General features: G+C 34.9%; 38 protein-coding genes. 36 read left to right on the top strand and 2 right to left on the bottom strand.

The genetic code is table 11. The features are described 5' to 3' along the window. The first annotated feature begins 19 nt into the window (after positions 1-19). Positions 20-457: a hypothetical protein gene (locus F0460_RS12115; protein WP_150013572.1), complete on the top strand. Its 438-nt coding sequence runs from the start codon at positions 20-22 to the stop codon at positions 455-457. Here the strand turns inward: F0460_RS12115 and F0460_RS12110 are convergent. Next, a complete protein-coding gene (locus F0460_RS12110) occupies positions 454-1,071 on the bottom strand; it encodes a hypothetical protein (RefSeq protein WP_150013570.1) in 618 nt (205 codons plus the stop codon). The two genes, F0460_RS12115 and F0460_RS12110, sit on opposite strands and share 4 nt — an antisense overlap. 105 nt (positions 1,072-1,176) lie before the next feature. Next, on the bottom strand, positions 1,177-2,859 hold the full coding sequence (locus tag F0460_RS12105) for a BamA/TamA family outer membrane protein (RefSeq protein ID WP_150013568.1): 1,683 nt from the start codon (positions 2,857-2,859) through the stop codon (positions 1,177-1,179). A gap of 147 nt (positions 2,860-3,006) precedes the next feature. On the opposite strand from F0460_RS12105, the gene rpsL reads away from it, so the two are divergent. The 35 genes from rpsL to eno all read left to right on the top strand — a co-directional run bounded on the left by rpsL (position 3,007) and on the right by eno (position 23,212). Beyond that, positions 3,007-3,390 carry a 30S ribosomal protein S12 gene (rpsL, locus tag F0460_RS12100; RefSeq protein WP_091100281.1) on the top strand — a complete coding sequence of 128 codons (384 nt, stop codon included), beginning with the start codon at positions 3,007-3,009 and terminating at the stop codon, positions 3,388-3,390. Positions 3,391-3,509: 119 nt separating this feature from the next. Beyond that, positions 3,510-3,986, top strand: a complete 477-nt coding sequence (gene rpsG / locus F0460_RS12095; protein WP_091522195.1) for a 30S ribosomal protein S7 — start codon at positions 3,510-3,512, stop codon at positions 3,984-3,986. 19 nt (positions 3,987-4,005) lie between these two features. Next, positions 4,006-6,141, top strand: a complete 2,136-nt coding sequence (gene fusA, locus F0460_RS12090) for an elongation factor G (RefSeq protein WP_150013566.1) — start codon at positions 4,006-4,008, stop codon at positions 6,139-6,141. A gap of 11 nt (positions 6,142-6,152) precedes the next feature. Then, positions 6,153-6,458, top strand: a complete 306-nt coding sequence (rpsJ, locus tag F0460_RS12085) for a 30S ribosomal protein S10 (protein ID WP_091522187.1) — start codon at positions 6,153-6,155, stop codon at positions 6,456-6,458. 99 nt (positions 6,459-6,557) lie between these two features. After that, on the top strand, positions 6,558-7,175 hold the full coding sequence (rplC, locus tag F0460_RS12080) for a 50S ribosomal protein L3 (protein WP_150013564.1): 618 nt from the start codon (positions 6,558-6,560) through the stop codon (positions 7,173-7,175). Beyond that, the gene (rplD, locus tag F0460_RS12075; RefSeq protein WP_150013562.1) at positions 7,175-7,804 is read left to right on the top strand and encodes a 50S ribosomal protein L4; all 630 of its coding nucleotides are present in this window, start codon (positions 7,175-7,177) and stop codon (positions 7,802-7,804) included. Before rplC ends, rplD begins: the two co-directional genes overlap by 1 nt. Before the next feature lie 8 nt (positions 7,805-7,812). After that, a complete protein-coding gene (gene rplW, locus F0460_RS12070; RefSeq protein WP_150013560.1) occupies positions 7,813-8,103 on the top strand; it encodes a 50S ribosomal protein L23 in 291 nt (96 codons plus the stop codon). 5 nt (positions 8,104-8,108) lie between these two features. Next, positions 8,109-8,933 (top strand): 50S ribosomal protein L2, encoded by an 825-nt coding sequence (gene rplB / locus F0460_RS12065; RefSeq protein WP_150013558.1) that lies wholly within the window; start codon positions 8,109-8,111, stop codon positions 8,931-8,933. Between the two features lie 10 nt (positions 8,934-8,943). Continuing rightward, entirely contained in the window at positions 8,944-9,222 is a 279-nt protein-coding gene (gene rpsS, locus F0460_RS12060; protein WP_091100312.1) for a 30S ribosomal protein S19, read from the top strand. 9 nt (positions 9,223-9,231) lie between these two features. Further along, positions 9,232-9,642 carry a 50S ribosomal protein L22 gene (rplV, locus tag F0460_RS12055; RefSeq protein WP_150013556.1) on the top strand — a complete coding sequence of 137 codons (411 nt, stop codon included), beginning with the start codon at positions 9,232-9,234 and terminating at the stop codon, positions 9,640-9,642. An 8-nt stretch (positions 9,643-9,650) separates the two neighbouring features. Next, positions 9,651-10,391 carry a 30S ribosomal protein S3 gene (gene rpsC, locus F0460_RS12050; protein WP_091522166.1) on the top strand — a complete coding sequence of 247 codons (741 nt, stop codon included), beginning with the start codon at positions 9,651-9,653 and terminating at the stop codon, positions 10,389-10,391. A gap of 17 nt (positions 10,392-10,408) precedes the next feature. Beyond that, positions 10,409-10,828, top strand: a complete 420-nt coding sequence (rplP, locus tag F0460_RS12045; RefSeq protein ID WP_091100323.1) for a 50S ribosomal protein L16 — start codon at positions 10,409-10,411, stop codon at positions 10,826-10,828. Positions 10,829-10,840: 12 nt separating this feature from the next. After that, on the top strand, positions 10,841-11,032 hold the full coding sequence (rpmC, locus tag F0460_RS12040) for a 50S ribosomal protein L29 (RefSeq protein WP_124898594.1): 192 nt from the start codon (positions 10,841-10,843) through the stop codon (positions 11,030-11,032). Positions 11,033-11,049: 17 nt separating this feature from the next. After that, on the top strand, positions 11,050-11,307 hold the full coding sequence (rpsQ, locus tag F0460_RS12035; RefSeq protein ID WP_150013554.1) for a 30S ribosomal protein S17: 258 nt from the start codon (positions 11,050-11,052) through the stop codon (positions 11,305-11,307). A gap of 2 nt (positions 11,308-11,309) precedes the next feature. Then, positions 11,310-11,678 carry a 50S ribosomal protein L14 gene (gene rplN, locus F0460_RS12030; protein WP_007803649.1) on the top strand — a complete coding sequence of 123 codons (369 nt, stop codon included), beginning with the start codon at positions 11,310-11,312 and terminating at the stop codon, positions 11,676-11,678. 12 nt (positions 11,679-11,690) lie between these two features. Beyond that, positions 11,691-12,005: a 50S ribosomal protein L24 gene (rplX, locus tag F0460_RS12025; RefSeq protein WP_150013698.1), complete on the top strand. Its 315-nt coding sequence runs from the start codon at positions 11,691-11,693 to the stop codon at positions 12,003-12,005. 2 nt (positions 12,006-12,007) lie between these two features. Further along, positions 12,008-12,559 carry a 50S ribosomal protein L5 gene (gene rplE, locus F0460_RS12020; RefSeq protein WP_150013552.1) on the top strand — a complete coding sequence of 184 codons (552 nt, stop codon included), beginning with the start codon at positions 12,008-12,010 and terminating at the stop codon, positions 12,557-12,559. Position 12,560: 1 nt separating this feature from the next. After that, a complete protein-coding gene (rpsN, locus tag F0460_RS12015) occupies positions 12,561-12,830 on the top strand; it encodes a 30S ribosomal protein S14 (protein WP_150013550.1) in 270 nt (89 codons plus the stop codon). A gap of 104 nt (positions 12,831-12,934) precedes the next feature. After that, positions 12,935-13,333 carry a 30S ribosomal protein S8 gene (rpsH, locus tag F0460_RS12010; RefSeq protein WP_150013548.1) on the top strand — a complete coding sequence of 133 codons (399 nt, stop codon included), beginning with the start codon at positions 12,935-12,937 and terminating at the stop codon, positions 13,331-13,333. 17 nt (positions 13,334-13,350) lie between these two features. Next, complete coding sequence (rplF, locus tag F0460_RS12005; protein WP_150013546.1) at positions 13,351-13,893, top strand: 50S ribosomal protein L6; 543 nt, start codon at positions 13,351-13,353, stop codon at positions 13,891-13,893. Between the two features lie 11 nt (positions 13,894-13,904). After that, positions 13,905-14,255, top strand: a complete 351-nt coding sequence (rplR, locus tag F0460_RS12000; protein ID WP_091522140.1) for a 50S ribosomal protein L18 — start codon at positions 13,905-13,907, stop codon at positions 14,253-14,255. Positions 14,256-14,267: 12 nt separating this feature from the next. Beyond that, a complete protein-coding gene (rpsE, locus tag F0460_RS11995; protein ID WP_150013544.1) occupies positions 14,268-14,792 on the top strand; it encodes a 30S ribosomal protein S5 in 525 nt (174 codons plus the stop codon). 11 nt (positions 14,793-14,803) lie between these two features. Then, entirely contained in the window at positions 14,804-14,986 is a 183-nt protein-coding gene (rpmD, locus tag F0460_RS11990) for a 50S ribosomal protein L30 (RefSeq protein ID WP_091522133.1), read from the top strand. Between the two features lie 13 nt (positions 14,987-14,999). Continuing rightward, entirely contained in the window at positions 15,000-15,452 is a 453-nt protein-coding gene (gene rplO, locus F0460_RS11985; RefSeq protein WP_091522129.1) for a 50S ribosomal protein L15, read from the top strand. Between the two features lie 14 nt (positions 15,453-15,466). Continuing rightward, on the top strand, positions 15,467-16,813 hold the full coding sequence (secY, locus tag F0460_RS11980) for a preprotein translocase subunit SecY (RefSeq protein WP_150013542.1): 1,347 nt from the start codon (positions 15,467-15,469) through the stop codon (positions 16,811-16,813). Between the two features lie 3 nt (positions 16,814-16,816). Next, complete coding sequence (infA, locus tag F0460_RS11975) at positions 16,817-17,032, top strand: translation initiation factor IF-1 (protein ID WP_011963449.1); 216 nt, start codon at positions 16,817-16,819, stop codon at positions 17,030-17,032. Between the two features lie 11 nt (positions 17,033-17,043). Next, positions 17,044-17,160, top strand: coding sequence for a type B 50S ribosomal protein L36 (ykgO, locus tag F0460_RS11970; RefSeq protein WP_002987490.1), 117 nt, complete (start codon positions 17,044-17,046; stop codon positions 17,158-17,160). Positions 17,161-17,162: 2 nt separating this feature from the next. Beyond that, positions 17,163-17,537, top strand: a complete 375-nt coding sequence (gene rpsM, locus F0460_RS11965) for a 30S ribosomal protein S13 (protein ID WP_150013540.1) — start codon at positions 17,163-17,165, stop codon at positions 17,535-17,537. 8 nt (positions 17,538-17,545) lie between these two features. Further along, positions 17,546-17,929, top strand: coding sequence for a 30S ribosomal protein S11 (gene rpsK, locus F0460_RS11960; protein ID WP_091522117.1), 384 nt, complete (start codon positions 17,546-17,548; stop codon positions 17,927-17,929). 89 nt (positions 17,930-18,018) lie between these two features. After that, a complete protein-coding gene (gene rpsD / locus F0460_RS11955; protein WP_150013538.1) occupies positions 18,019-18,624 on the top strand; it encodes a 30S ribosomal protein S4 in 606 nt (201 codons plus the stop codon). A 25-nt stretch (positions 18,625-18,649) separates the two neighbouring features. After that, the gene (locus F0460_RS11950; protein WP_150013536.1) at positions 18,650-19,642 is read left to right on the top strand and encodes a DNA-directed RNA polymerase subunit alpha; all 993 of its coding nucleotides are present in this window, start codon (positions 18,650-18,652) and stop codon (positions 19,640-19,642) included. A gap of 62 nt (positions 19,643-19,704) precedes the next feature. Continuing rightward, the gene (gene rplQ / locus F0460_RS11945) at positions 19,705-20,190 is read left to right on the top strand and encodes a 50S ribosomal protein L17 (RefSeq protein ID WP_150013534.1); all 486 of its coding nucleotides are present in this window, start codon (positions 19,705-19,707) and stop codon (positions 20,188-20,190) included. A 120-nt stretch (positions 20,191-20,310) separates the two neighbouring features. After that, positions 20,311-21,423 (top strand): glutamine-hydrolyzing carbamoyl-phosphate synthase small subunit, encoded by a 1,113-nt coding sequence (gene carA, locus F0460_RS11940; protein ID WP_150013532.1) that lies wholly within the window; start codon positions 20,311-20,313, stop codon positions 21,421-21,423. Positions 21,424-21,504: 81 nt separating this feature from the next. Next, complete coding sequence (locus tag F0460_RS11935) at positions 21,505-21,822, top strand: HopJ type III effector protein (protein WP_150013530.1); 318 nt, start codon at positions 21,505-21,507, stop codon at positions 21,820-21,822. 94 nt (positions 21,823-21,916) lie between these two features. Further along, on the top strand, positions 21,917-23,212 hold the full coding sequence (eno, locus tag F0460_RS11930; RefSeq protein ID WP_150013528.1) for a phosphopyruvate hydratase: 1,296 nt from the start codon (positions 21,917-21,919) through the stop codon (positions 23,210-23,212). The last annotated feature ends 183 nt before the right edge of the window (positions 23,213-23,395 follow it).

Here is a 23,395-nt window from a genome sequence, read left to right as displayed (position 1 = left end):
TTTAATTAAAATTCAACCTATGAAAAAAATACTCTTAATATTTGCATTCTTACTTGCAAATGTATCGTTTGCACAAGTTTTAATTGCCCAAGAACTTTACGAAGGAACCATTTCTAAAGATATAAAAGTTTCGTTTTATTTAAAGATCGAAGAAGACGATTGTCCGCGAACCGTTGTTTCGGCAATTTATAAATATCAAAACAATAAACAAGATAATTGGATACTTTTAGAAACTACTTTTTCTGAACAAAAACAGCAATATACTTTTGTAGAACATTTTAATACCGGGTTAATGTTGTTACACAGAAGCGGTAATGAATTAAAAGGAACCTGGATTTCGCCCGATGGTAAAAAGCAACTTCCGGTGCAACTAACAAAAGTAAAAACAAGTAAAGAACAAATTGAAAAGTTAGAAGATACTTTAGAAAAAGAACATTACAATGCTTATGATTGTTAATCGTAAATAGGGGTAATAGTAATTTCTTCTTTTGTGGCTTTCTTGGTTGATGTTCTAATTTGTTTTAAACATGTTCCTTGGCTGTCTTTTTCTTTGCATTCAATGGAAACTTCGTCAACAACTTTCCCTTCTTTTGATGTTATTTCAATTTTAGACAATTCGTTATCGGTGTAATAAAAATGCTGCGTTTGAAAAGTAGAAAAATTATCGACAATTTTATTGATCGATCCATCTTTATTATAATGATAGATACTTTCACTTTTTTTGTCTTGCTTTTTTAAGTAAGTGCTAATACGCTCACGTCGGTTGGGTTTCCAGCGGGTTTTACGGTAAAGTGTTTCTTTGTTTGGATACAATTCTTCGGTGAACCACATTTTCTTGTTGGTTTCCTGCAACAGATTACCAGATGAATCAAACGTTTTTGAATGTTTAATTCGACCGTTTTTAAAAACAATTTCTTTTTTCTGTAGAAGTTTCTTCTGATTGTTTTTAACGATAAAGGTTTCTTCAGTTGCGGATTTTATTCCATCAGGTAACAAATGTGCTTCGGTGTGCTTTTTGGTAGCACATGACTGCAGTGTAAATAATAAAAGTAAAAAACATAAAATTCTCATAATTGTAATTTTCAAAATTATAATGTAAATGAGTGTATATTATGTTTTATGTAATTTAAATATAATAATTTTTTTCTGATTGACCGATTTATCAAACGAAATAATTTAAAACTGCGTTTTGTAGCTTAAATGAAAAATAGAATTTGATAGTTTAAAATCGGTATCTGGCTGTATACCGTTTGCATAAATAATATTGAATAATCCGCCGCCGGTCTGTATCCCAAATCCTAAACCAAAAGAATATAATAAATCGTTCGTGTTTTCACCTTCGTAATAAGCAACATCGGTAATTGAGTGTATGTACATATTGGGCGCGAGTAAATATCGAGCTTCGTTATATAAGCCTACTAGACTTTTTGCAAGCAAAGAATTCTCTCTAAACCCACGAATAGAATGTATTCCACCAAAACGATAATATTCATTATATAATAAAGGTATGGCACTTCGCAAGAGCGATCCTTCCAATTGCTGGTTAATGTACCAACGGTTATTTATCTGCCACAGATAACTTGCGGTTAGGTTTATAAATTGTTGAGAACCTTTGCGGTTGTCTTTTTCTTCGGTTTTAGATCCAAAACCTGCTAAACCGGTGACATAGTATTTTTGTCGGAATAGGGGATGATCCTGATATTTGTTTAATAAATAATTCAGTGTAATAAACTGGTTGTTGTAATCGGCAGCCTGATAAAAATTCTCTGTTCCCGCAACTGACGATGTTGATTGATATCCCACACCAACCCGGTGGTTAAAATTCAGGTAATACAAAATCGCCGCATTAAACTTGGTGTTCATCATGGTGCTGTCTTGTTTGAACAATTCCAACGAAGCTTTCAACCCAAAAGGCGTGTTGAACAAATAAGGAACTTCGCCCGAAAGATTAAACTGCGTTTGCTGGTTTCCGTCGTTTTTCCAATACAATTTCAGCTGTTCGCCTTTATTTAAAATATTCATTAACTGCAAATCGGCATAACCGTTAAACTGCACTTTACCGTTATCATCGTTCGTAAAACCAATCAATCCGTCAAATTGGCTAATATTTTGTCGCTCTACATATAAATATAAAGCGGTATTGCTCTCGGTAAAAAGAACTTCGGGCTGTTTGGTTGTTTTTATAAACGGAAACTGACTCATTTCTTTTTGCAGTTCGCTTGTAACGGCATCAGTAAACGGTTGTTTTTCGTATTTCTTAATCAATCGCTGTTTAATTCCGGTAGGGAAGTTGTTGTAAGGCGTAAAAACCAGTTGGTCAATTCTGCGCTGTTTATCTAAATGTAAGTCTAAATCGGCAGTAATAATATCGTTTAAAAATTGATGATTTGTTAACTTAACCGTGCTTATAGAATAACCTTTTTTGGCTAATTTTTCAACAATGTTTTTAAGAAAGCTTTCGGTGTTTTGTATGGCGATGGTTTTGGTAGGTTCGTTAATTTGTAAGATCGATTTTAACTGGGCTTCGTGCTTGTTGAAGTTAATTTTTAAACTATCGGTTTTCTTACCTAAATCAAAATGTACAAGATACAGACTGTCTTTTTTTTCTGCCGATGTTATTTGGTGGTATAAATATCCGTTCGTTCTTAGAAAATCTTGCAAAAAAATCAATTTGTTTTCAACTTCTTGTCCGTTATTAAAAATACTGTCTTTAATATTTTGTTTTAAAAAAGATGTTTCGCTGGTATTTTTACCATTTACTTTTAAGTAAATTTGCTGGCCGTATAAATCATTTAAGGTTGTAAAGCACAACAGAAAATAACTTACTATATATATAAGGTATGTTTTTTTTAAATGCATTAGTACTGTTAGATTAATAAACGTAAATGTAGAAATATTTTGAAAATAAACGAAATACGTTTGTTTTGATTATAATAATTTATATATTTGCATCCCCGAAAATACACGGGAAACAAATTTGAATGTAGAAAATTTTTAATAAACATTATGCCAACAATTCAACAATTAGTAAGAAAAGGGAGAACCCAATTAACTAAGAAGAGTAAATCGGTTGCTTTGGATTCATGTCCTCAAAGACGTGGTGTGTGTACGCGTGTTTATACTACAACACCTAAAAAGCCAAACTCTGCAATGCGTAAAGTAGCGCGTGTACGTTTGACAAACGGTAATGAAGTAAACGCTTACATCCCAGGAGAAGGACACAATTTACAAGAGCACTCGATAGTATTAGTTAGAGGTGGAAGGGTAAAAGATTTACCAGGAGTTAGATACCACATTGTACGTGGTGCTTTAGATACAGCCGGTGTTAACGGTCGTACACAAAGAAGATCTAAATATGGTGCTAAACGCCCTAAAGACGCAAAAAAGTAATTTAATTTAAGTAGAATAGTCAAAAGTTAAAAGTCGTAAAGATTTATGTGCTGATTTTAATCAATACAAAACTTCAAACTTGAAACCTTAAACTAGAAACTTTTAAAAGTAACAAAGAAATGAGAAAAAGACAGGCAAAGAAAAGACCTCTTTTACCAGATCCAAAATTTAACGATCAGTTAGTAACACGTTTCGTGAACAACTTAATGTGGGATGGTAAAAAATCTACTGCTTTTAAAGTATTTTACGATGCATTAGAAATCGTTGAAACTAAAAAGCAAGATGAAGAAAAAACCTCTTTGGAAGTATGGAAAGATGCATTAACAAACGTTATGCCTCACGTTGAAGTACGTTCTCGCCGTGTAGGTGGTGCTTCATTCCAAATTCCAATGCCAATTCGTCCGGATAGAAAAATTTCTATGGCGATGAAATGGATGATTCTTTATGCAAGAAAAAGAAACGACAAATCTATGGCTTCTAAATTAGCTGCTGAAATTTTAGCTGCTGCTAAAGAAGAAGGTGCTGCTGTTAAGAAAAGAATGGATGTTCACAAAATGGCTGATGCTAATAAAGCATTCTCTCACTTTAGATTTTAATTTTTCATAAAGAACAAAAATGGCTAGAGATTTATTATTTACTAGAAATATAGGAATCGCTGCTCACATTGATGCTGGTAAAACAACAACAACAGAGCGTATTCTTTTTTATACAGGTAAAAATCACAAAATTGGTGAAGTTCACGATGGTGCTTCAACAATGGACTGGATGGAGCAAGAAGCAGAGCGTGGTATCACAATTACTTCTGCAGCTACAACTTGTACTTGGTCTTTTCCAACAGATCAAGGTAAAAAAACTGATGATTCTAAAGATTATCACTTCAATATTATCGATACCCCAGGACACGTTGACTTTACCGTAGAGGTAAACCGTTCATTACGTGTATTAGACGGATTAGTATTCTTATTCTCTGCAGTAGACGGAGTTGAGCCACAATCTGAAACTAACTGGCGTTTAGCTGATAACTACAAAGTTCCACGTATGGGATTTGTTAACAAGATGGACCGTCAAGGATCTAACTTCTTAAAAGTTTGTCAGCAAGTTAAAGATATGTTGAAATCTAACGCAGTGCCTATCGTTTTACCAATTGGTGACGAAGCTGATTTTAGAGGAGTAGTAGATTTAGTGAAAAATCGTGCTATTGTATGGCATGATGATACACAAGGAGCTACTTTTGATATTATCGATATTCCTGCAGAAATGGTTGACGAGGTAAAACAATACCGTGGTCAATTAATCGAGGAAATTGCTGCTTACGACGAAAACTTGTTAGAGAAATACATGGAAGATGAAAACTCTATCACAGAAGATGAAGTACACAGAGCTTTGCGTGCTGCAACTTTAGATATGAGTATCATTCCAATGACATGTGGTTCATCTTTCAAAAATAAAGGTGTTCAGTTCATGTTAGATGCTGTTTGTCGTTACTTACCTTCTCCAATGGACAAGGAAGCGATCGAAGGTACTAACCCTGATACTGATGAGCCAATTACACGTAAACCATCTGTAACAGATCCGTTCTCTGCATTAGCATTTAAAATTGCTACCGATCCTTTCGTAGGTCGTTTAGCTTTCTTCCGTGCTTATTCAGGACGTTTAGATGCAGGTTCTTACGTATTAAACAACCGTTCAGGAAACAAAGAACGTATCTCTCGTATCTATCAAATGCACGCTAACAAGCAAAATCCAATTGATTTCATCGAAGCCGGTGATATTGGTGCTGCTGTTGGTTTCAAGGATATTAAAACAGGAGATACATTATCAGACGAAAAACACCCAATTGTGTTAGAATCTATGGATTTCCCTGATCCGGTAATTGGTATCGCTATCGAGCCTAAAACAAAAGCTGACATTGATAAGATGGGTATGGCTTTAGCTAAATTGGCAGAAGAAGATCCAACTTTCACAGTTCGTACAGACCAAGCTTCTGGGCAAACAATCATCTCTGGTATGGGTGAGTTACACTTAGATATCATTGTTGACCGTATGCGTCGTGAGTTTAAAGTAGAGGTTAACCAAGGTGAGCCTCAGGTAGAGTACAAAGAAGCTTTCACAAAAAGTGCAAGCCACAGAGAAACTTACAAAAAGCAATCTGGTGGTCGTGGTAAATTTGGTGATATCGTATTTAAAATTGGTCCAGCTGACGAAGTTGACGGAAAAGTTCCAATGGGATTACAGTTCGTTAACGAAGTTAAAGGTGGTAACGTACCAAAAGAATACATTCCTGCTGTAGAAAAAGGTTTCCGTGAGTCTATGAAACAAGGTCCTTTAGCAGGATTTGAAATGGATTCATTAAAAGTTACTTTAACTGACGGTTCTTACCACGCGGTGGATTCGGATGCACTATCTTTCGAATTAGCAGCTAAAATGGGATATAAAGAATCTGCTAAAGCTGCAGGTGCTATTATATTAGAACCAATCATGAAGTTAGAAGTATTAACACCAGAAGAAAATATGGGTGATATTGTAGGTGACTTAAACCGTCGTCGTGGTCAAATCAACTCTATGGACGATCGTAACGGAGCAAAAGTTGTAAAAGCATCTGTGCCGTTATCAGAAATGTTTGGTTATGTAACAACGTTACGTACTTTATCTTCAGGTCGTGCAACTTCAACAATGGAGTTCTCTCACTACGAGCAAACACCTTCTAACATTCAAGAAGAAGTAATTAAAAAAGCAAAAGGTAACGCTTAATAATTAAGAAAATGAGTCAAAAAATCAGAATAAAATTAAAATCTTACGATCACGCTTTGGTTGACAAGTCAGCTGAAAAAATCGTAAAAACTGTAAAAAGTACAGGTGCAGTGGTAACAGGACCAATTCCATTACCAACTCATAAAAAAATCTTTACTGTTTTACGTTCTCCACACGTTAACAAAAAGTCAAGAGAACAGTTTGAATTAAGTTCGTATAAAAGATTATTAGACATCTATTCTTCATCTTCAAAAACGATCGACGCTTTAATGAAATTAGAGCTTCCTTCAGGAGTAGAAGTAGAGATTAAAGTATAATAATAAAATATTTTATAAAAAACTTGTATATTTCAAGCATTGGTATTAATTTTGCCGATGCTTGAAATTTTTATATTTAATAATTATTAATTTAAAATTATGTCTGGGTTAATTGGAAAGAAAATCGGCATGACTTCAATCTTCGATGAGAACGGGAAAAATATTCCTTGTACTGTTATCGAATTAGGTCCATGTGTCGTTACCCAAGTCAGAACCAAAGAGGTTGACGGGTATGAAGCTTATCAACTTGGTTTCGATGACGCTAGAGAAAAAAATGCAACTAAAGCGGCTACAGGTCACTTTAAAAAAGCAGGAACTTCTGTTAAGAAAAAAGTCGTTGAAATTCAAGATTTTGAAAGCAATTATGGTTTAGGTGATGTTATCACTGTAGACTTATTTACTGAAGGAGATTTTGTTGATGTACAAGGTACTTCTAAAGGTAAAGGATTCCAAGGTGTTGTAAAACGTCATGGATTTGGTGGAGTTGGTCAGGCTACGCATGGTCAGCACAACCGTTTAAGAGCTCCAGGTTCTGTTGGTGCATCGTCTTACCCTTCAAGAGTATTCAAGGGTATGCGTATGGCAGGTAGAATGGGAGGAGAAAAAGTAACAGTTCAAAACCTTAGAGTTTTAAAAGTGGTTGCAGACAAAAACTTATTAGTAGTTAAAGGTGCTGTACCAGGTCACAAAAACTCTTACGTAATCGTTCAAAAGTAATGGAAGTAAAAGTTTTAGATATCAACGGAAAAGAAACTGGCAGATCAGTACAACTGGCTGATTCAGTTTTCGCAATTGAGCCTAACAAACATGCTATCTATTTAGATGTTAAACAATATTTGGCAAATCAACGTCAAGGTACGCACAAAGCTAAAGAAAGAGCTGAAGTAGCGGGATCTACACGTAAAATTAAAAAACAAAAAGGTACAGGTACTGCACGTGCAGGTTCTGCAAAATCACCTGTTTTCAAAGGTGGTGGTACTATTTTTGGTCCACGCCCAAGAAGTTATTCATTTAAATTGAATAAAGCTTTAAAGCGTTTGGCTCGTAAATCTGCTTTTACAATTAAAGCTCAAGAAGCTAATTTATTTGTTGTAGAAGATTTTACTTTCGAAGCACCAAGTACTAAAAATTTCATTAACGTATTGAAAGCTTTAGGGTTAGAAGGTAAAAAATCATTATTTGTGTTGGGTGAATCAAATAAAAATGTATATTTGTCATCACGCAATTTAGAGAGAACTTCTGTTGTAACTTCTTCAGAATTAAATACTTACGGTATTTTAAATGCAAAATCGTTAGTGTTAACTGAAGGTTCATTAGAAGGAATTGTAGAAAATTTAAGTAAATAAATAGGGAAATGAGTATAATTATTAAACCTATCATTACCGAAAAAATCACAAAAGACGGTGAATTATTTAACCGTTTTGGATTTATAGTAGCTAAAAAAGCTAACAAAGTAGAAATTAAAAAAGCGGTTGAAAAAGCTTATGGAGTTTCTGTTTTAGATGTAAACACAATGATTTACAGAGCTGATAGAAGCACAAAGTTCACGAAAAGCGGAATGATTACTGGTAAAACGTCTTCATACAAGAAAGCAATTGTAACATTGAAAGAAGGAGATTCAATCGATTTTTACACTAATATCTAATAACAATGTCAGTTAGAAAATTAAAACCTATTACCCCAGGTCAGCGTTTTAGAGTTGTTAATAGTTTTGACGCTATTACAACTGATAAGCCGGAGCGTTCATTATTAGCACCGAAAAAAAACTCTGGAGGTAGAAATAGTCAAGGAAAAATGACCATGCGTTATATTGGTGGTGGTCATAAACAACAATATCGTATTATCGATTTTAAAAGAACTAAAGTTGGTGTTCCAGCAACAGTTAAAACAATCGAGTACGATCCAAACCGTTCAGCATTTATCTCATTATTAGCATATGCAGATGGAGCAAAAACGTACATCGTAGCACCAGCAGGATTGCAAGTAGGTCAGAAAGTAGTTTCTGGTCCAGATGCAGCTCCAGAAGTTGGTAATGCAATGCCTTTAGCAAACATTCCTCTTGGTACAATTATTTCTTGTATCGAGTTACGTCCAGGTCAAGGTGCTGTTATCGCACGTTCTGCAGGAACTTTTGCACAATTAGTTGCTCGTGATGGTAAATACGCAACAATTAAAATGCCTTCAGGTGAGATTCGTTTGATCTTGCTAACATGTATGGCAACAATTGGCGCGGTATCTAACTCAGATCACCAGTTAATCGTTTCAGGTAAAGCAGGTAGATCTCGTTGGTTAGGTAGAAGACCACGTACTAGACCGGTAGCTATGAACCCAGTTGATCACCCAATGGGAGGTGGTGAAGGACGCTCTTCAGGAGGTCACCCACGTTCAAGAAAAGGTTTACCAGCGAAGGGTTATAGAACTCGTTCTAAAGTAAAAGCAAGTAGTAAGTATATTGTAGAACGTAGAAAGAAATAATTAAGTAAGTATGGCACGTTCATTAAAAAAAGGACCTTATGTTCACTTTAAACTTGAGAAAAAAGTTTTAGAGAACGCAGAAAACGGTAACAAAGCAGTTGTTAAAACTTGGTCTAGAGCATCTATGATAACTCCAGATTTCGTAGGACAAACAATTGCAGTACACAACGGTCGTCAATTTGTACCAGTTTACGTAACAGAAAACATGGTAGGACATAAATTAGGAGAGTTTTCACCAACACGTTCATTTCGTGGACATGCAGGTGCAAAAAATAAAGGTAAAAAATAATAAGAAGCTATGGGAGTTCGTAAAAGAGAAAGAGCAGAGCAGACAAAAGAAGCAAACAAAAGTATTGCTTTTGCTAAGCTAAACAATTGCCCAACTTCACCTCGTAAAATGCGCTTGGTTGCAGATTTAGTAAGAGGACAGAAAGTTGAGAATGCTCTTAACATATTAAAATTTAATACTAAAGAAGCTTCGGGAAGAATTGAAAAATTATTGTTATCAGCAATTGCTAACTGGCAAGCTAAAAACGCTGAAGCAAGCATCGAAGAAGCAGAATTATTTGTTAAAGAAATCCGTGTAGACGGTGGGGCAATGTTGAAAAGATTACGTCCTGCACCACAAGGTCGCGCGCACAGAATCAGAAAACGTTCTAATCACGTTACAATCGTATTAGGATCAAACAATAACACACAAAGCAATTAATAAACAGTATGGGACAAAAGACTAATCCAATCGGAAATCGCCTTGGGATCATCAGAGGATGGGACTCTAACTGGTACGGTGGAAATGACTATGGAGACAAACTTGCTGAAGATGCAAAAATCAGAAAGTATATCCATGCTCGTTTAGCAAAAGCTAGTGTATCTAAAATCATTATCGAGAGAACTTTAAAACTTGTAACCGTTACTATCACTACTGCAAGACCTGGTATCATTATCGGAAAAGGCGGACAAGAGGTAGACAAGTTAAAAGAAGAACTTAAGAAAATTACTAACAAAGAGGTACAAATTAACATCTTTGAAATTAAAAGACCAGAATTAGATGCTTATTTGGCTGCAACAAGCATCGCGCGTCAAATCGAAAGCCGTATTTCTTACCGTAGAGCTATTAAAATGGCTATTGCTGCGGCAATGAGAATGAACGCTGAAGGTATGAAAGTGCAAATTTCAGGTCGTTTGAACGGGGCAGAAATGGCACGTTCTGAAAACTTTAAAGATGGACGTATTCCTTTATCTACTTTCCGTGCGGATATTGATTATGCTTTAGCTGAAGCGCATACTACTTACGGTAGAATGGGTATTAAAGTATGGATCATGAAAGGTGAGGTTTATGGTAAAAGAGATCTTTCTCCGTTAGCTGGAATGGACAAACAACAAAAATCGTCTAAACCGGCAGGATCTGGAAAACCAAATGGAAGACCAAACCAACAACGCAACAACAAACGAAAGTAATTTAAAACTAACGAAAAATGTTACAGCCTAAAAGAACCAAGTACCGTAAGGTACAGAAAGGTAGAATGAAAGGAGTTTCTCAAAGAGGTAGCGAACTTTCTAACGGAATGTTCGGTATTAAATCTTTAGATTACTCGTTCATTACTTCTCGTCAAATCGAAGCTGCACGTATCGCTGCAACTCGTTTCATGAAACGTGAAGGACAATTATGGATTAAAATCTTCCCAGATAAACCTATTACTAAAAAACCTTTAGAGGTACGTATGGGTAAAGGTAAAGGTGCAGTTGAGTATTGGGCTGCAGTTGTTAAGCCAGGAAGAATAATGTTTGAAGTAGGTGGTGTGCCTTTAGCAGTTGCAAAAGAAGCATTACGTTTAGCTGCTCAAAAACTTCCAGTAAAAACCAAGTTTATCATTGCTAGAGATTTCGAAGCTTAATTTTAGATCATTATGAAGAAACAAGAAATAAATAATCTATCTGTAGCTGAGTTACAAGCAAAACTTGGTGAATTAACAAACCAATACGCTGAGTTAAAACATGCTCATGCTATTTCGCCTATTGCTAACCCTTTGCAATTAAGAACTGTAAGAAGAGCTATCGCAAGAGTGAATACTGAGATTAGCAAAAAAGACTTACAATAATTGTATTCTGCTGAAAGATGGAAAAAAGAAATTTAAGAAAAGAAAGAATCGGTGTAGTTACAAGCAACAAAATGGTTAAATCTATTGTTGTGTCTGAAACAAGTAAAGTAAAACACCCATTATACGGAAAGTTCGTGTTAAAGACAAAGAAATATGTTGCACACGACGAATTGAACGACTGTAACATTGGTGACAAAGTTAGAATCATGGAAACACGTCCATTATCTAAAAACAAATGTTGGAGATTAGTTGAAATCATTGAAAGAGCTAAGTAATTATGGTACAACAGGAATCTAGATTAAAAGTAGCAGATAACACAGGCGCAAAAGAAGTTTTGACGATCCGTGTTTTAGGAGGAACGAAACGTCGTTATGCCTCTGTTGGAGATAAAATTGTAGTGTCTATCAAAGACGCAACACCTAACGGTAACGTTAAAAAAGGTGCTGTATCAACTGCAGTTGTTGTACGTACCAAAAAAGAAGTGAGAAGAGCTGATGGATCTTATATCCGTTTTGATGACAACGCATGTGTGTTATTAAATGCGGCAGGTGAAATGAGAGGAACTCGCGTTTTTGGTCCTGTAGCAAGAGAACTTCGTGAAAAACAATTCATGAAAATTGTATCATTAGCACCTGAAGTGCTTTAATTCTTTCAAATGATGACAAAGCTAAAAATTAAATCAGGAGATAACGTTCGCGTTATTGCTGGAGATCACAAAGGATCTGAAGGAAAAGTTTTACGCGTTTTCCGCGAAAAAAACAAAGCTATCGTTGAAGGTGTAAACATGGTTTCTAAACATGTTAAGCCAAGTGCTACAAACCCTCAAGGTGGTATAGTAAAAAAAGAAGCTGCAATTCATATTTCTAACATCGCTTTAATCGATACTAAAACAAATAGTGTTACTAAAGTGGCTTACAAAGTAGAAGGAGATAAGAAAGTACGCGTTTCTAAAAAATCTAATCAAGCATTATAGTCATGACTTATATACCAAGACTTAAACAAGAATATAAAGACAGAGTAGTCTCTGCTTTAAAAGAAGAATTCGGTTACAAAAACGTAATGGAAGTTCCTAAACTTGAGAAAATAGTTGTAAGCCGTGGAGTTGGTGCTGCTGTTTCTGATAAAAAATTAGTTGATCACGCTGTTGAAGAACTAACAAAAATTACAGGACAAAAAGCAGTATCTACTATTTCTAAAAAAGACGTTGCTTCTTTTAAATTAAGAAAAGGGATGCCAATTGGTGCTAAAGTTACTTTACGTGGCGAAAGAATGTACGAATTCTTAGACCGTTTAGTTACTTCTGCATTACCACGTGTACGTGATTTTGCTGGTGTTAAATCTAATGGATTTGACGGTAGAGGAAATTACAATTTAGGTGTAGTTGAGCAAATTATTTTCCCTGAAATCGATATTGATAAAGTTAACAAAATTGCAGGTTTTGATATTACTTTTGTAACATCTGCTAACACAGATGCTGAAGCAAAATCATTATTGGCAGAATTAGGAGTACCTTTTAAAAAGAACTAGTATGGCTAAAGAATCAATGAAAGCCCGTGAGGCGAAAAGAGAAGCTTTGGTAGCTAAATATGCTGCAAAACGTAAGGCTTTAAAAGAAGCTGGAGATTATGAAGCATTACAAAAGTTGCCTGCAAACGCTTCTCCTGTACGTTTACATAACCGTTGTAAATTAACAGGACGTCCAAGAGGTTATATGCGTCAGTTTGGTCTTTCACGTGTAACATTCCGTGAAATGGCTAATCAAGGGTTAATCCCAGGTGTAAGAAAAGCAAGTTGGTAATCTCGCAAAAAGTTTGTACTTTTGCCAACTAAAAAATAATTTTAATTGATTAAAGGTTCAGGAAACGTGTGTTTCCTGAAAACCATAATCGCAATTTTATACATATGTATACAGATCCTATCGCAGATTTTTTAACAAGAGTTAGAAATGCTTCTCGTGCAAACCACAAAGTTGTAGAGATCCCAGCATCAAACTTCAAAAAGGAAATCACAAAAATTTTATTCGAACAAGGATATATTTTAAGCTATAAATTCGATGATTCTTCTGTGCAAGGATCTATCAAAATAGCTTTAAAATATGATAAAGACACGAAAGAGTCTGTTATCAAAGATATCCAAAGAATTAGTAAACCAGGTTTACGTAAATATGCATCATCTGCAGATTTACCACGTATCTTAAACGGTTTAGGTATTGCAATTGTGTCAACATCTAAAGGTTTAATGACAGGTAAAAAAGCTAAACAGCTAAATGTTGGTGGTGAAGTAGTTTGTTACGTATACTAATAAAATAGACTAGCGAAATGTCAAGAATAGGTAAAAGTCCAATCACAATACCAGCTGGTGTAACTGTAGAAGTTAAAGATGCTGTTGTTGTAGTAAAAGGAAAATTAGGAGAGCTTTCACAGGCTTTTGATACAGTTACTGTGAAAGTAGAAGACGGACAAGTAATCGTTGAGCGTTCATCTGATTTAAAAGATGAAAGAGCAAAACACGGTTTATACAGAAGTTTAATCAGCAACATGATTGTTGGTGTATCTGAAGGGTTTACTAAAGAATTAGAATTAGTTGGTGTTGGATACCGTGCATCAAATCAAGGACAAAAACTTGATTTAGCTTTAGGTTACTCTCACAACATTGTTTTAAATATTACTGACGAAGTAAAAGTTGAAACAGTTTCTGAAAAAGGTAAAAACCCTATCGTTAAATTATCATCGGCAGACAAACAATTGGTTGGTCAGGTAGCAGCAAAGATTCGTTCTTTCCGTAAGCCAGAACCTTACAAAGGTAAAGGTATCAAGTTTGTTGGTGAAGTATTAAGAAGAAAAGCAGGTAAATCAGCTTAAAAATTAAGATCATGTCATTAAACAAATCTGAAAGAAGACAAAGAATTCAATACAGAATTAGAAAAACGATTAGCGGTACTGCTGCTACACCACGTTTATCTGTATTTAGAAGCAATAAAGAAATCTATGCGCAAATCATAGACGATGTGAACGGTGTAACTTTAGCTGCGGCATCTTCAAGAGAAGCTGGTGTAACTAAAGGAACTAAAATTGAAACTGCTGCATCAGTTGGTAAACTAATTGCAGAGAAGGCTTTGAAAGCTGGCGTAGAAACTATCTCTTTTGACAGAGGTGGTAACTTATACCACGGTCGTGTTAAATCATTAGCAGAAGGCGCAAGAGAAGCTGGATTAAAATTCTAATTGTAGTTAGTTATGTATCAAAGTTATAAAAACGTAGAATATGTAAAACCAGCCGGTCTTGATTTAAAAGATCGTTTGGTTTCAGTTAATCGTGTTACTAAAGTAACTAAGGGTGGTAGAGCATTTGGTTTTTCTGCTGTAGTTGTAGTTGGTGACGAAAACGGTGTAGTGGGTCATGGTTTAGGAAAATCTAAAGACGTATCTGAAGCAATTGCTAAAGCGGTTGAAGATGCTAAGAAAAGCTTAGTTCGTATTCCATTACAAGGAACAACTATTCCTCATGAACAAAAAGGTAAATTTGGTGGTGCGCGCGTATTTTTATTGCCAGCATCAGTAGGTACCGGAGTTATTGCGGGTGGTAACGTACGTGCAGTTTTAGAGGCTGTAGGTATCCACAATGTATTATCAAAATCTCAAGGTTCTTCTAACCCTCATAACGTTGTTAAAGCAACTTTCGATGCTTTATTAAACATGAGAAGTGCTGCTACTATTGCAAAACAAAGAGGAATTTCTTTAGAGAAAGTATTTAAATCTTAATTTTGAGTAGTATGTCAAAAATTAAAGTAAAACAAGTTAGAAGCAAAATCAATTGTCCTGAAAACCAAAAAAGAACGTTAGAAGCTTTAGGTTTACATAAATTAGGACAAGTTGTTGAGCATGATAATACACCAACTATTGTAGGAATGGTAAAGAAAGTTCAACATTTAGTTTCTGTAGAAGAAATTAACTAATTTAAATTGAATTATGAATTTAAGTAATTTACAACCGGCAAACGGTTCTGTACATAATCAAAACAAAAGAGTAGGTCGTGGTGAAGGTTCTGGTAAAGGTGGTACGTCTGCACGTGGTCACAAAGGAGCTAAATCTCGTTCTGGTTATTCTAAGAAAATTGGTTTTGAAGGTGGACAGATGCCTTTACAGAGACGTGTTCCTAAATTTGGTTTTAAAAACATCAATAGAGTAGAGTATGTAGGTATTAATTTAGATACTTTGCAAACTTTAGTTGATAACGGAACAATTACTAATGCAATTGATTTTAATGCATTAGTTGAAAATAGAATAGTTTCTAAAAATAGCTTAGTTAAGATTTTGGGTAGAGGAGAGCTTAAGGCGAAATTAACAGTAACTGCTCATAAATTTACAGCAACAGCAAAAGCCGCTATTGAAGCAGCTGGTGGTGAGGTTGTATCTTTATAAATCTTTAACTACTTATGAAGAAGTTTTTTGAAACTTTAGCCAATATTTGGAATATCGAAGAACTTAAGAATAAAATCTTAATAACTTTAGGTATGTTGCTTGTGTATCGTTTTGGTGCACAAGTAACCTTACCAGGTATTGATGCTACTAAATTACATGCTTTATCAGATCAAACTGATCAGGGGATAGGGTGGCTTATCAATGTTTTTACAGGAGGTGCGTTTTCGCAGGCTTCTATTTTTGCATTGGGTATAATGCCGTATATCTCTGCGTCAATTGTAGTTCAGTTAATGGGTATAGCTGTACCTTACTTACAGAAACTTCAAAACGATGGTGAAAGTGGTAGAAAGAAAATGAACCAAATTACAAGATGGTTAACCATTGGTATTACCTTAGTTCAAGGACCGGGTTATATCTACAACTTGTATAAACAATTACCACCTGATGCATTTTTATTAGGATTTGATTCTTTCTCTTTCTTATTTTCGTCGGTATTAATCTTAACTACAGGAACGGTTTTCGCAATGTGGTTAGGTGAAAAGATTACTGATAAAGGTATTGGAAACGGTATTTCATTATTAATTATGGTTGGTATCATCGCTAAATTACCAATGGCTTTCATGCAAGAGACTCAGTCTCGTATGGTAGCAGGTAACGGTGGTCCAATGATGATTGTAATAGAAGTTATCATCTGGTTATTAATAATCATAGCTTGTATATTTTTAACAATGGCAGTTCGTAAAATCGCAGTACAATACGCTCGTAGAAGTGTTGCTGGTGAATACGACGCTGCATCTGTATCAGGAAACCGTCAGTGGATTCCTTTAAAGCTTAATGCTTCAGGTGTTATGCCAATTATCTTTGCACAGGCAATTATGTTTATACCACCAGTAATTGCTGGGTTATCCTCTTCAGACAGTGCACAAACTGTGACCACAATGTTCAGCAACATCTTTGGTTTAGAGTATAATTTAGTTTTTGCTTTGTTAATCATAATTTTTTCGTACTTTTACACCGCAATTACGGTACCTACTAATAAAATGGCCGATGATTTAAAGCGCAGTGGTGGCTTTATACCTGGTATTAAACCGGGTCAAGAAACCGCAAACTTCTTAGATCGCGTAATGTCGTTAATCACATTTCCAGGTTCGTTATTCCTTGCTGTGATCGCAGTTTTACCTGCAATCGCCGTGTCATTAATGGGAATTCAACAAGGTTGGGCAATGTTTTATGGTGGAACATCTTTATTAATCTTAGTAAGTGTTGCTATTGATACAATACAGCAAATTAATGCTTATTTATTAAACAAGCAGTACGACGGATTAATGAAGAGTGGAAAAAATAGAAAAGCAATTGCTTAATATATGGCAAAACAATCAGCAATAGAACAAGACGGAGCAATCATTGAAGCATTATCAAATGCAATGTTCCGTGTAGAATTAGAGAACGGACATATTGTAATTGCTCATATTTCTGGAAAAATGCGTATGCATTACATCAAATTATTACCTGGTGATAAAGTGAAGTTAGAAATGAGCCCTTATGATTTGTCTAAAGCAAGAATTACTTATAGATATTAAAGGCTGTTAAAATGAAAGTAAGAGCATCAGTTAAAAAAAGAAGTGCGGAATGCATTATTGTACGTAGAAAAGGAAGATTATACGTTATAAACAAAAAGAATCCTAGATTTAAACAAAGACAAGGATAAATATGGCAAGAATAGCAGGGGTAGATATACCTAAAAATAAAAGAGGAATTATTGCTTTAACTTACATTTTTGGTGTAGGTTCAAGTAGAGCAAAAGAGGTGTTGGCAACAGCTAACGTTAACGAAGACAAAAAAGTTTCAGAATGGAACGATGACGAAATCGGTGCTATTCGTGAAGCTATGTCTAGTTACAAAATTGAAGGTGAACTACGTTCAGAAGTATCTTTAAACATTAAACGTTTAATGGATATCGGATGTCAACGCGGAATCCGTCATAGAGCTGGTCTTCCATTAAGAGGACAAAGAACTAAAAACAACTCTAGAACAAGAAAAGGTAAAAGAAAAACTGTTGCTAACAAGAAAAAAGCAACTAAATAATAAGTAGTATGGCTAAAGCAAATACAAAAAAGCGTAAAGTTATAGTTGAATCTACTGGAGAGGCTCACATCAGCGCAACATTTAACAATATCATCATTTCGTTAACTAATAAAAAAGGTGAAGTTATTTCTTGGTCGTCAGCTGGTAAAATGGGATTCCGTGGTTCTAAAAAGAACACTCCTTATGCAGCACAGATGGCAGCAGAAGATTGTGGTAAAGTAGCGTTAGAAGCTGGACTTAAAAAAGTGAAAGTTTACGTTAAAGGACCAGGAAATGGTAGAGAATCTGCAATTCGTTCTATCCATAATAGTGGAATCGAAGTTACAGAAATCATCGATATCACTCCAATTCCTCACAATGGATGTCGTCCTCCAAAAAGAAGAAGAGTTTAATTTATATTATAGTATAACCTAAGGTAGGAGAACGATTATCGGAGGATGAGACCTGAATTCATAATCCCTACCTTTTTTATTTTTTTAAAATGGCAAGATATACTGGTCCACAAACTAAAATCGCTCGTAAATTCGGAGAAGCAATCTTCGGAGATGACAGAGCATTCGAAAAAAGAAATTACCCTCCAGGGCAACATGGTTTAGCTAAGAAAAGAGGTAAAAAATCTGAATACGCTATCCAGTTAATGGAAAAGCAAAAAGCTAAATATATTTACGGTGTTTTAGAAAAACAATTCCGTAACATGTTTAAAAAAGCATCTGCATCTAAAGGTGTTACAGGTGATGTTTTAATTCAGTTATGTGAATCACGTTTAGATAATGTTGTATACAGAATGGGTATCGCTCCTTCTCGTCGTGCAGCTCGTCAAATCGTTTCTCACAGACACGTAACCGTTAACGGTGAATTAGTAAACATTCCTTCATACCAATTAAAAGCTGGTGATAAAGTAGCAGTTCGTGAAAAATCTAAATCATTAGATGCTATCGAACGTTCATTATCTAATTCTAGCGCTGTTTACGAATGGATTACTTGGAATAACGAAACTAAAGAAGGTACTTATGTAAGTATTCCTGCTAGACTTCAAGTTCCAGAAAACATCAAAGAACAGTTAATCGTAGAGTTGTACAACAAATAATAATTGACATTCAGTCGAAACACACATGGCAATATTTAATTTTCAAAAGCCCGACAAAGTTATCATGATTGATTCAACAGATTTTAAAGGGAAATTCGAATTTCGTCCTTTAGAACCTGGCTATGGATTAACCATTGGTAATGCACTAAGAAGAGTACTTCTGTCATCATTAGAAGGATATGCAATAACTTCGGTACGTATTGAAGGTGTTGAGCATGAGTTTTCTACTATTTCTGGTGTTGTTGAGGATGTAACAGAAATTATCTTAAACTTAAAACAGGTACGTTTCAAACGTCAGATTGAGGATGTAGATAACGAATCTGTAAGCATTTCCTTCACAGGAAAAGATCAATTAACAGCTGGCGATTTCCAAAAATATATTTCAGGTTTTCAAGTATTGAACCCTGATTTAGTTATCTGTAACTTAGACGGTAAAATTACCATTAACATGGAAATTTCTATCGAAAAAGGTAGAGGATACGTTCCAGCAGAAGAAAATAGAAAACCTAACTCACCTTTCGGAACAATTTATACAGACAGTATTTATACACCTGTAAAAAATGTTAAATATGCTATAGAAAACTATCGTGTAGAACAAAAAACCGATTATGAAAAGTTAGTTTTTGATATTGTAACAGATGGATCTATTAATCCTAAAGACGCTTTAACAGAAGCAGCAAAAACATTGATTCATCATTTTATGTTATTCTCTGATGAAAGAATCACTCTAGAGGCTGATGAAATTGCTCAAACTGAATCATATGATGAAGAATCATTACATATGAGACAGCTTCTGAAAACGAAATTGGTAGATTTAGATCTTTCGGTAAGAGCATTAAATTGTTTAAAAGCGGCTGAAGTTGATACATTAGGCGATTTAGTTTCTTATAACAAAAACGATTTAATGAAGTTTAGAAACTTCGGAAAGAAATCATTAACAGAATTAGAAGAACTAGTTCAGGTTAAAGGATTAACTTTTGGAATGGATCTATCAAAATACAAATTAGATAAAGAATAAATTACTTCATATTTTGCGCTCCGTAAAGGATTGATGCAAGATGAAGGTTAAAAAACTACGTCATGAGACACGGAAAAAAAATAAACCATTTAGGTAGACAGGCTAGTCACAGAAAAGCTATGTTGGCTAATATGGCTTGTTCTTTAATAGAACACAAACGTATTAATACTACGGTTGCTAAAGCTAAAGCATTAAAGCAATTTATTGAGCCTTTAGTAACAAAATGTAAAACAGACGATACACACAACCGTCGTATCGTTTTTTCTTACTTAAGAGATAAGCATGCTGTAACTGAATTGTTCAGAGAAGTTGCTCCTAAAGTAGGTGATCGTCCGGGAGGATACACTCGTATTATTAAATTAGGAAATCGTTTAGGAGATAATGCTGAAATGGCAATGATCGAATTAGTAGATTTCAACGAAATTTATAACGCTGGTAAAAAAGAAGTTAAAAAAGCTACAACTCGTAGAGGTAGAAAAAAAGCTGATACAGCTGAAACTACTCCTGCTGCTGAAACTTCTACTGAAGCTAACGAAACTAATGAGTAATTTATTAAACATAAATTATTCTTTAATATTAAAAGGACAAACTTTTAAAGTTTGTCCTTTTTTTTATGCTTTTTTTTAAAGTATTTGTATTAATTTTGTACACCGAAACAATCAACAATAATGAAATATACTTCTAAAGATAAAGCCATTGTACTTTTAAGCGATGGTACTATTTTTCATGGAAAATCAGTAGGGATAAAAGGCACAACAACCGGCGAAATCTGTTTTAATACAGGTGTTACGGGTTATCAGGAAATTTTTACCGATCCTTCATACTTCGGACAAATAATGTTGTCAACCGTTGCACATATTGGTAATTACGGAGTTCATAATGACGAGGTAGATTCAGACGGAATTAAAATTTCCGGATTGGTTTGTAAAAATTTCAGTAAAGATTTTTCTCGCCCTGATGCCGATGGATCTTTATACGATTATTTCGAAAAGAAAAATCTGGTTGCTGTTTCTGATGTTGATACACGCGCTTTGGTAAGTTACATTCGTGATAACGGAGCCATGAATGCGGTAATCTCAACAGACGGAAAATCAATTGACGAATTAAAAGAAATCTTGGCTGCCGTACCAAATATGAATGGTTTGGAGCTGGCATCTGCTGTTTCTACAAAAGAACCTTATTTCTATGGAGATGAAAATGCAACGTATAAAGTAGCCGCTTTAGATTTTGGTATCAAAACAAATATCTTGCGTTGCCTTGCTGCACGCGACTGTTATGTAAAGGTGTATCCTTACAACGCAACGCTTGAAGATTTAAATAATTTTAATCCAGACGGATATTTCTTGTCTAACGGACCTGGAGATCCACAGCCTTTAACACAAGTTATCGAAACTGCTAAAGATATTATTGCTACAGATAAACCGGTTTTCGGAATTTGTTTGGGGCATCAAATCATTGCGTTGTCACAAGGCGTAAATACCTATAAAATGTTTAACGGTCACCGTGGAATTAATCACCCGATTATGAATGCGGTTTCTGGTAAAGGTGAAATTACTTCTCAAAACCACGGTTTTGCAGTAGTTCGTGAAGAAGTGGAACAAAACCCGAATTTAGAAATTACACATTACCATTTAAATGACAATACTGTTGCAGGTATCCGTTTAAAAGACAAGCAGGTGTTTTCGGTACAATACCACCCGGAATCTTCGCCGGGACCAAACGATTCAAAATATTTGTTTGATGAGTTTGTTACTTATATGAAAGAACAAAAAGAAGCTTAAATAAGTTTCTATGTAATATAAAAACCTTTCGGAGTTATGTCTCTGAAAGGTTTTTTCTTATATAATAAAATATTTATAATTATGGAATTAGCAGAATTACAAAAATTACCATTCAAAGAAATAATAGCTTATATTGATAATAATTTTGAATATACAGCATCGTCTTTTAAAAATGGTGCATTAATGAATGCCCAAAATGAAAATCAAGGAAGTGCGAAAACGTTATATTTTGCAAAGCAGAATAATTTGTCTGTAGAAGATACTTTAAAATTATTTGCAGAACATTATCAGGCAGTTTTAGATGATAAAGAAGTATCATCGCATCAAAACATTCGAAACTTTATGCAAAACGGTTGGGAAGGTGTCGTATTTGAAAAAGAGGTTCTTCAGCGAAAATAAATTCTTTATATTTTTTTGTTAAAAATTACCTCTTTTTTTTTATCAATCAAATAATTACATTTGCAACAACAAATTAAACAACACAATTAAAGATATGAGTACAATTGTAAAAATTCACGCACGTCAGATTTTAGATTCTCGTGGAAATCCAACGGTAGAGGTTGACGTAGTTACAGAAACAGGCGTTTTAGGTCGCGCAGCAGTTCCTTCTGGAGCATCAACAGGTGAACACGAAGCAGTTGAATTACGCGATGGCGGTAAACACTGGATGGGAAAAGGCGTTTTAACGGCTGTTAAAAATGTTAATGAAGTAATTGCAGAAAATATTGTTGGTTTCAGTGTTTTTGAACAAAACGCGATCGATCAGACAATGATTGAATTAGATGGTACTCCAAATAAATCAAACCTTGGTGCAAATGCTATTTTAGGTGTTTCATTGGCGGTTGCGAAAGCGGCTGCTAACGAATTGGGAATGCCTTTATACCGCTACGTTGGTGGTGTTTCTGCAAATACGTTGCCGGTTCCAATGATGAACATCATTAACGGAGGATCGCATTCTGATGCTCCTATCGCATTCCAGGAATTTATGATTATGCCGGTTTCTGCTGCTAATTTTACCGAAGCAATGCAAATGGGAACAGAGATTTTTCACAACTTGAAAAAAGTATTACACGATAGAAATTTAAGTACAGCAGTTGGCGATGAAGGTGGTTTTGCACCAAATTTAGCCGGCGGAACAGAAGATGCATTAGATTCTATTAAACTGGCTGTTGAAAAAGCAGGTTATGTTTTTGGAAAAGACATCATGATTGCGTTAGATTGTGCTGCTTCTGAATTTTATGTAAACGGAAACTACGATTATACGAAATTTGAAGGTACAACAGGAGTAATTCGTACATCTGAAGAGCAAGCGGCTTATTTGGCTGAATTATGCGAGAAATATCCTATTATCTCAATTGAAGATGGTATGTACGAAGACGATTGGTCTGGTTGGAATTTATTAACACAGAAAGTTGGAGGTAAAGTACAGTTGGTAGGCGATGATTTATTCGTTACTAATGTTTCTCGTTTACAACGCGGAATCAATGAAAATACAGCAAATTCGATCTTAATTAAAGTGAATCAGATTGGTACGTTAAGCGAAACGATTGCAGCTGTAAACATGGCGCATAATGCAGGTTATACATCGGTAATGAGCCACCGTTCGGGTGAAACAGAAGACAATACTATTGCAGATTTGGCTGTGGCATTAAACTGCGGACAAATTAAAACGGGTTCTGCTTCTCGTTCAGATCGTATGAGTAAATACAACCAGTTATTGCGTATCGAAGAAGAATTGGGATCGGTTGCATACTACCCGCAAAATAAAGCTTTTAAAATAAAAAGATAATTTTTTTGAAGATTTAAAAAAATGACGCTAAATGCGTCATTTTTTGTTTTTAGGGTGTTTTTTTTCTGATATGATAATGCAAGTTATTAAACTTTGAGAATATGAAAATAAAATCTTAAATTATTAAAAATAAAACTTCTTTATGCGGATTGATTGTTGTATTAATAATAAGTATTTTCTATA

It is taken from the genome of Paenimyroides baculatum (assembly GCF_008629655.1).
GTDB classification, from domain to species: domain Bacteria; phylum Bacteroidota; class Bacteroidia; order Flavobacteriales; family Flavobacteriaceae; genus Flavobacterium; species Flavobacterium baculatum.
This window is presented reverse-complemented; position numbering and strand designations above follow the sequence as displayed.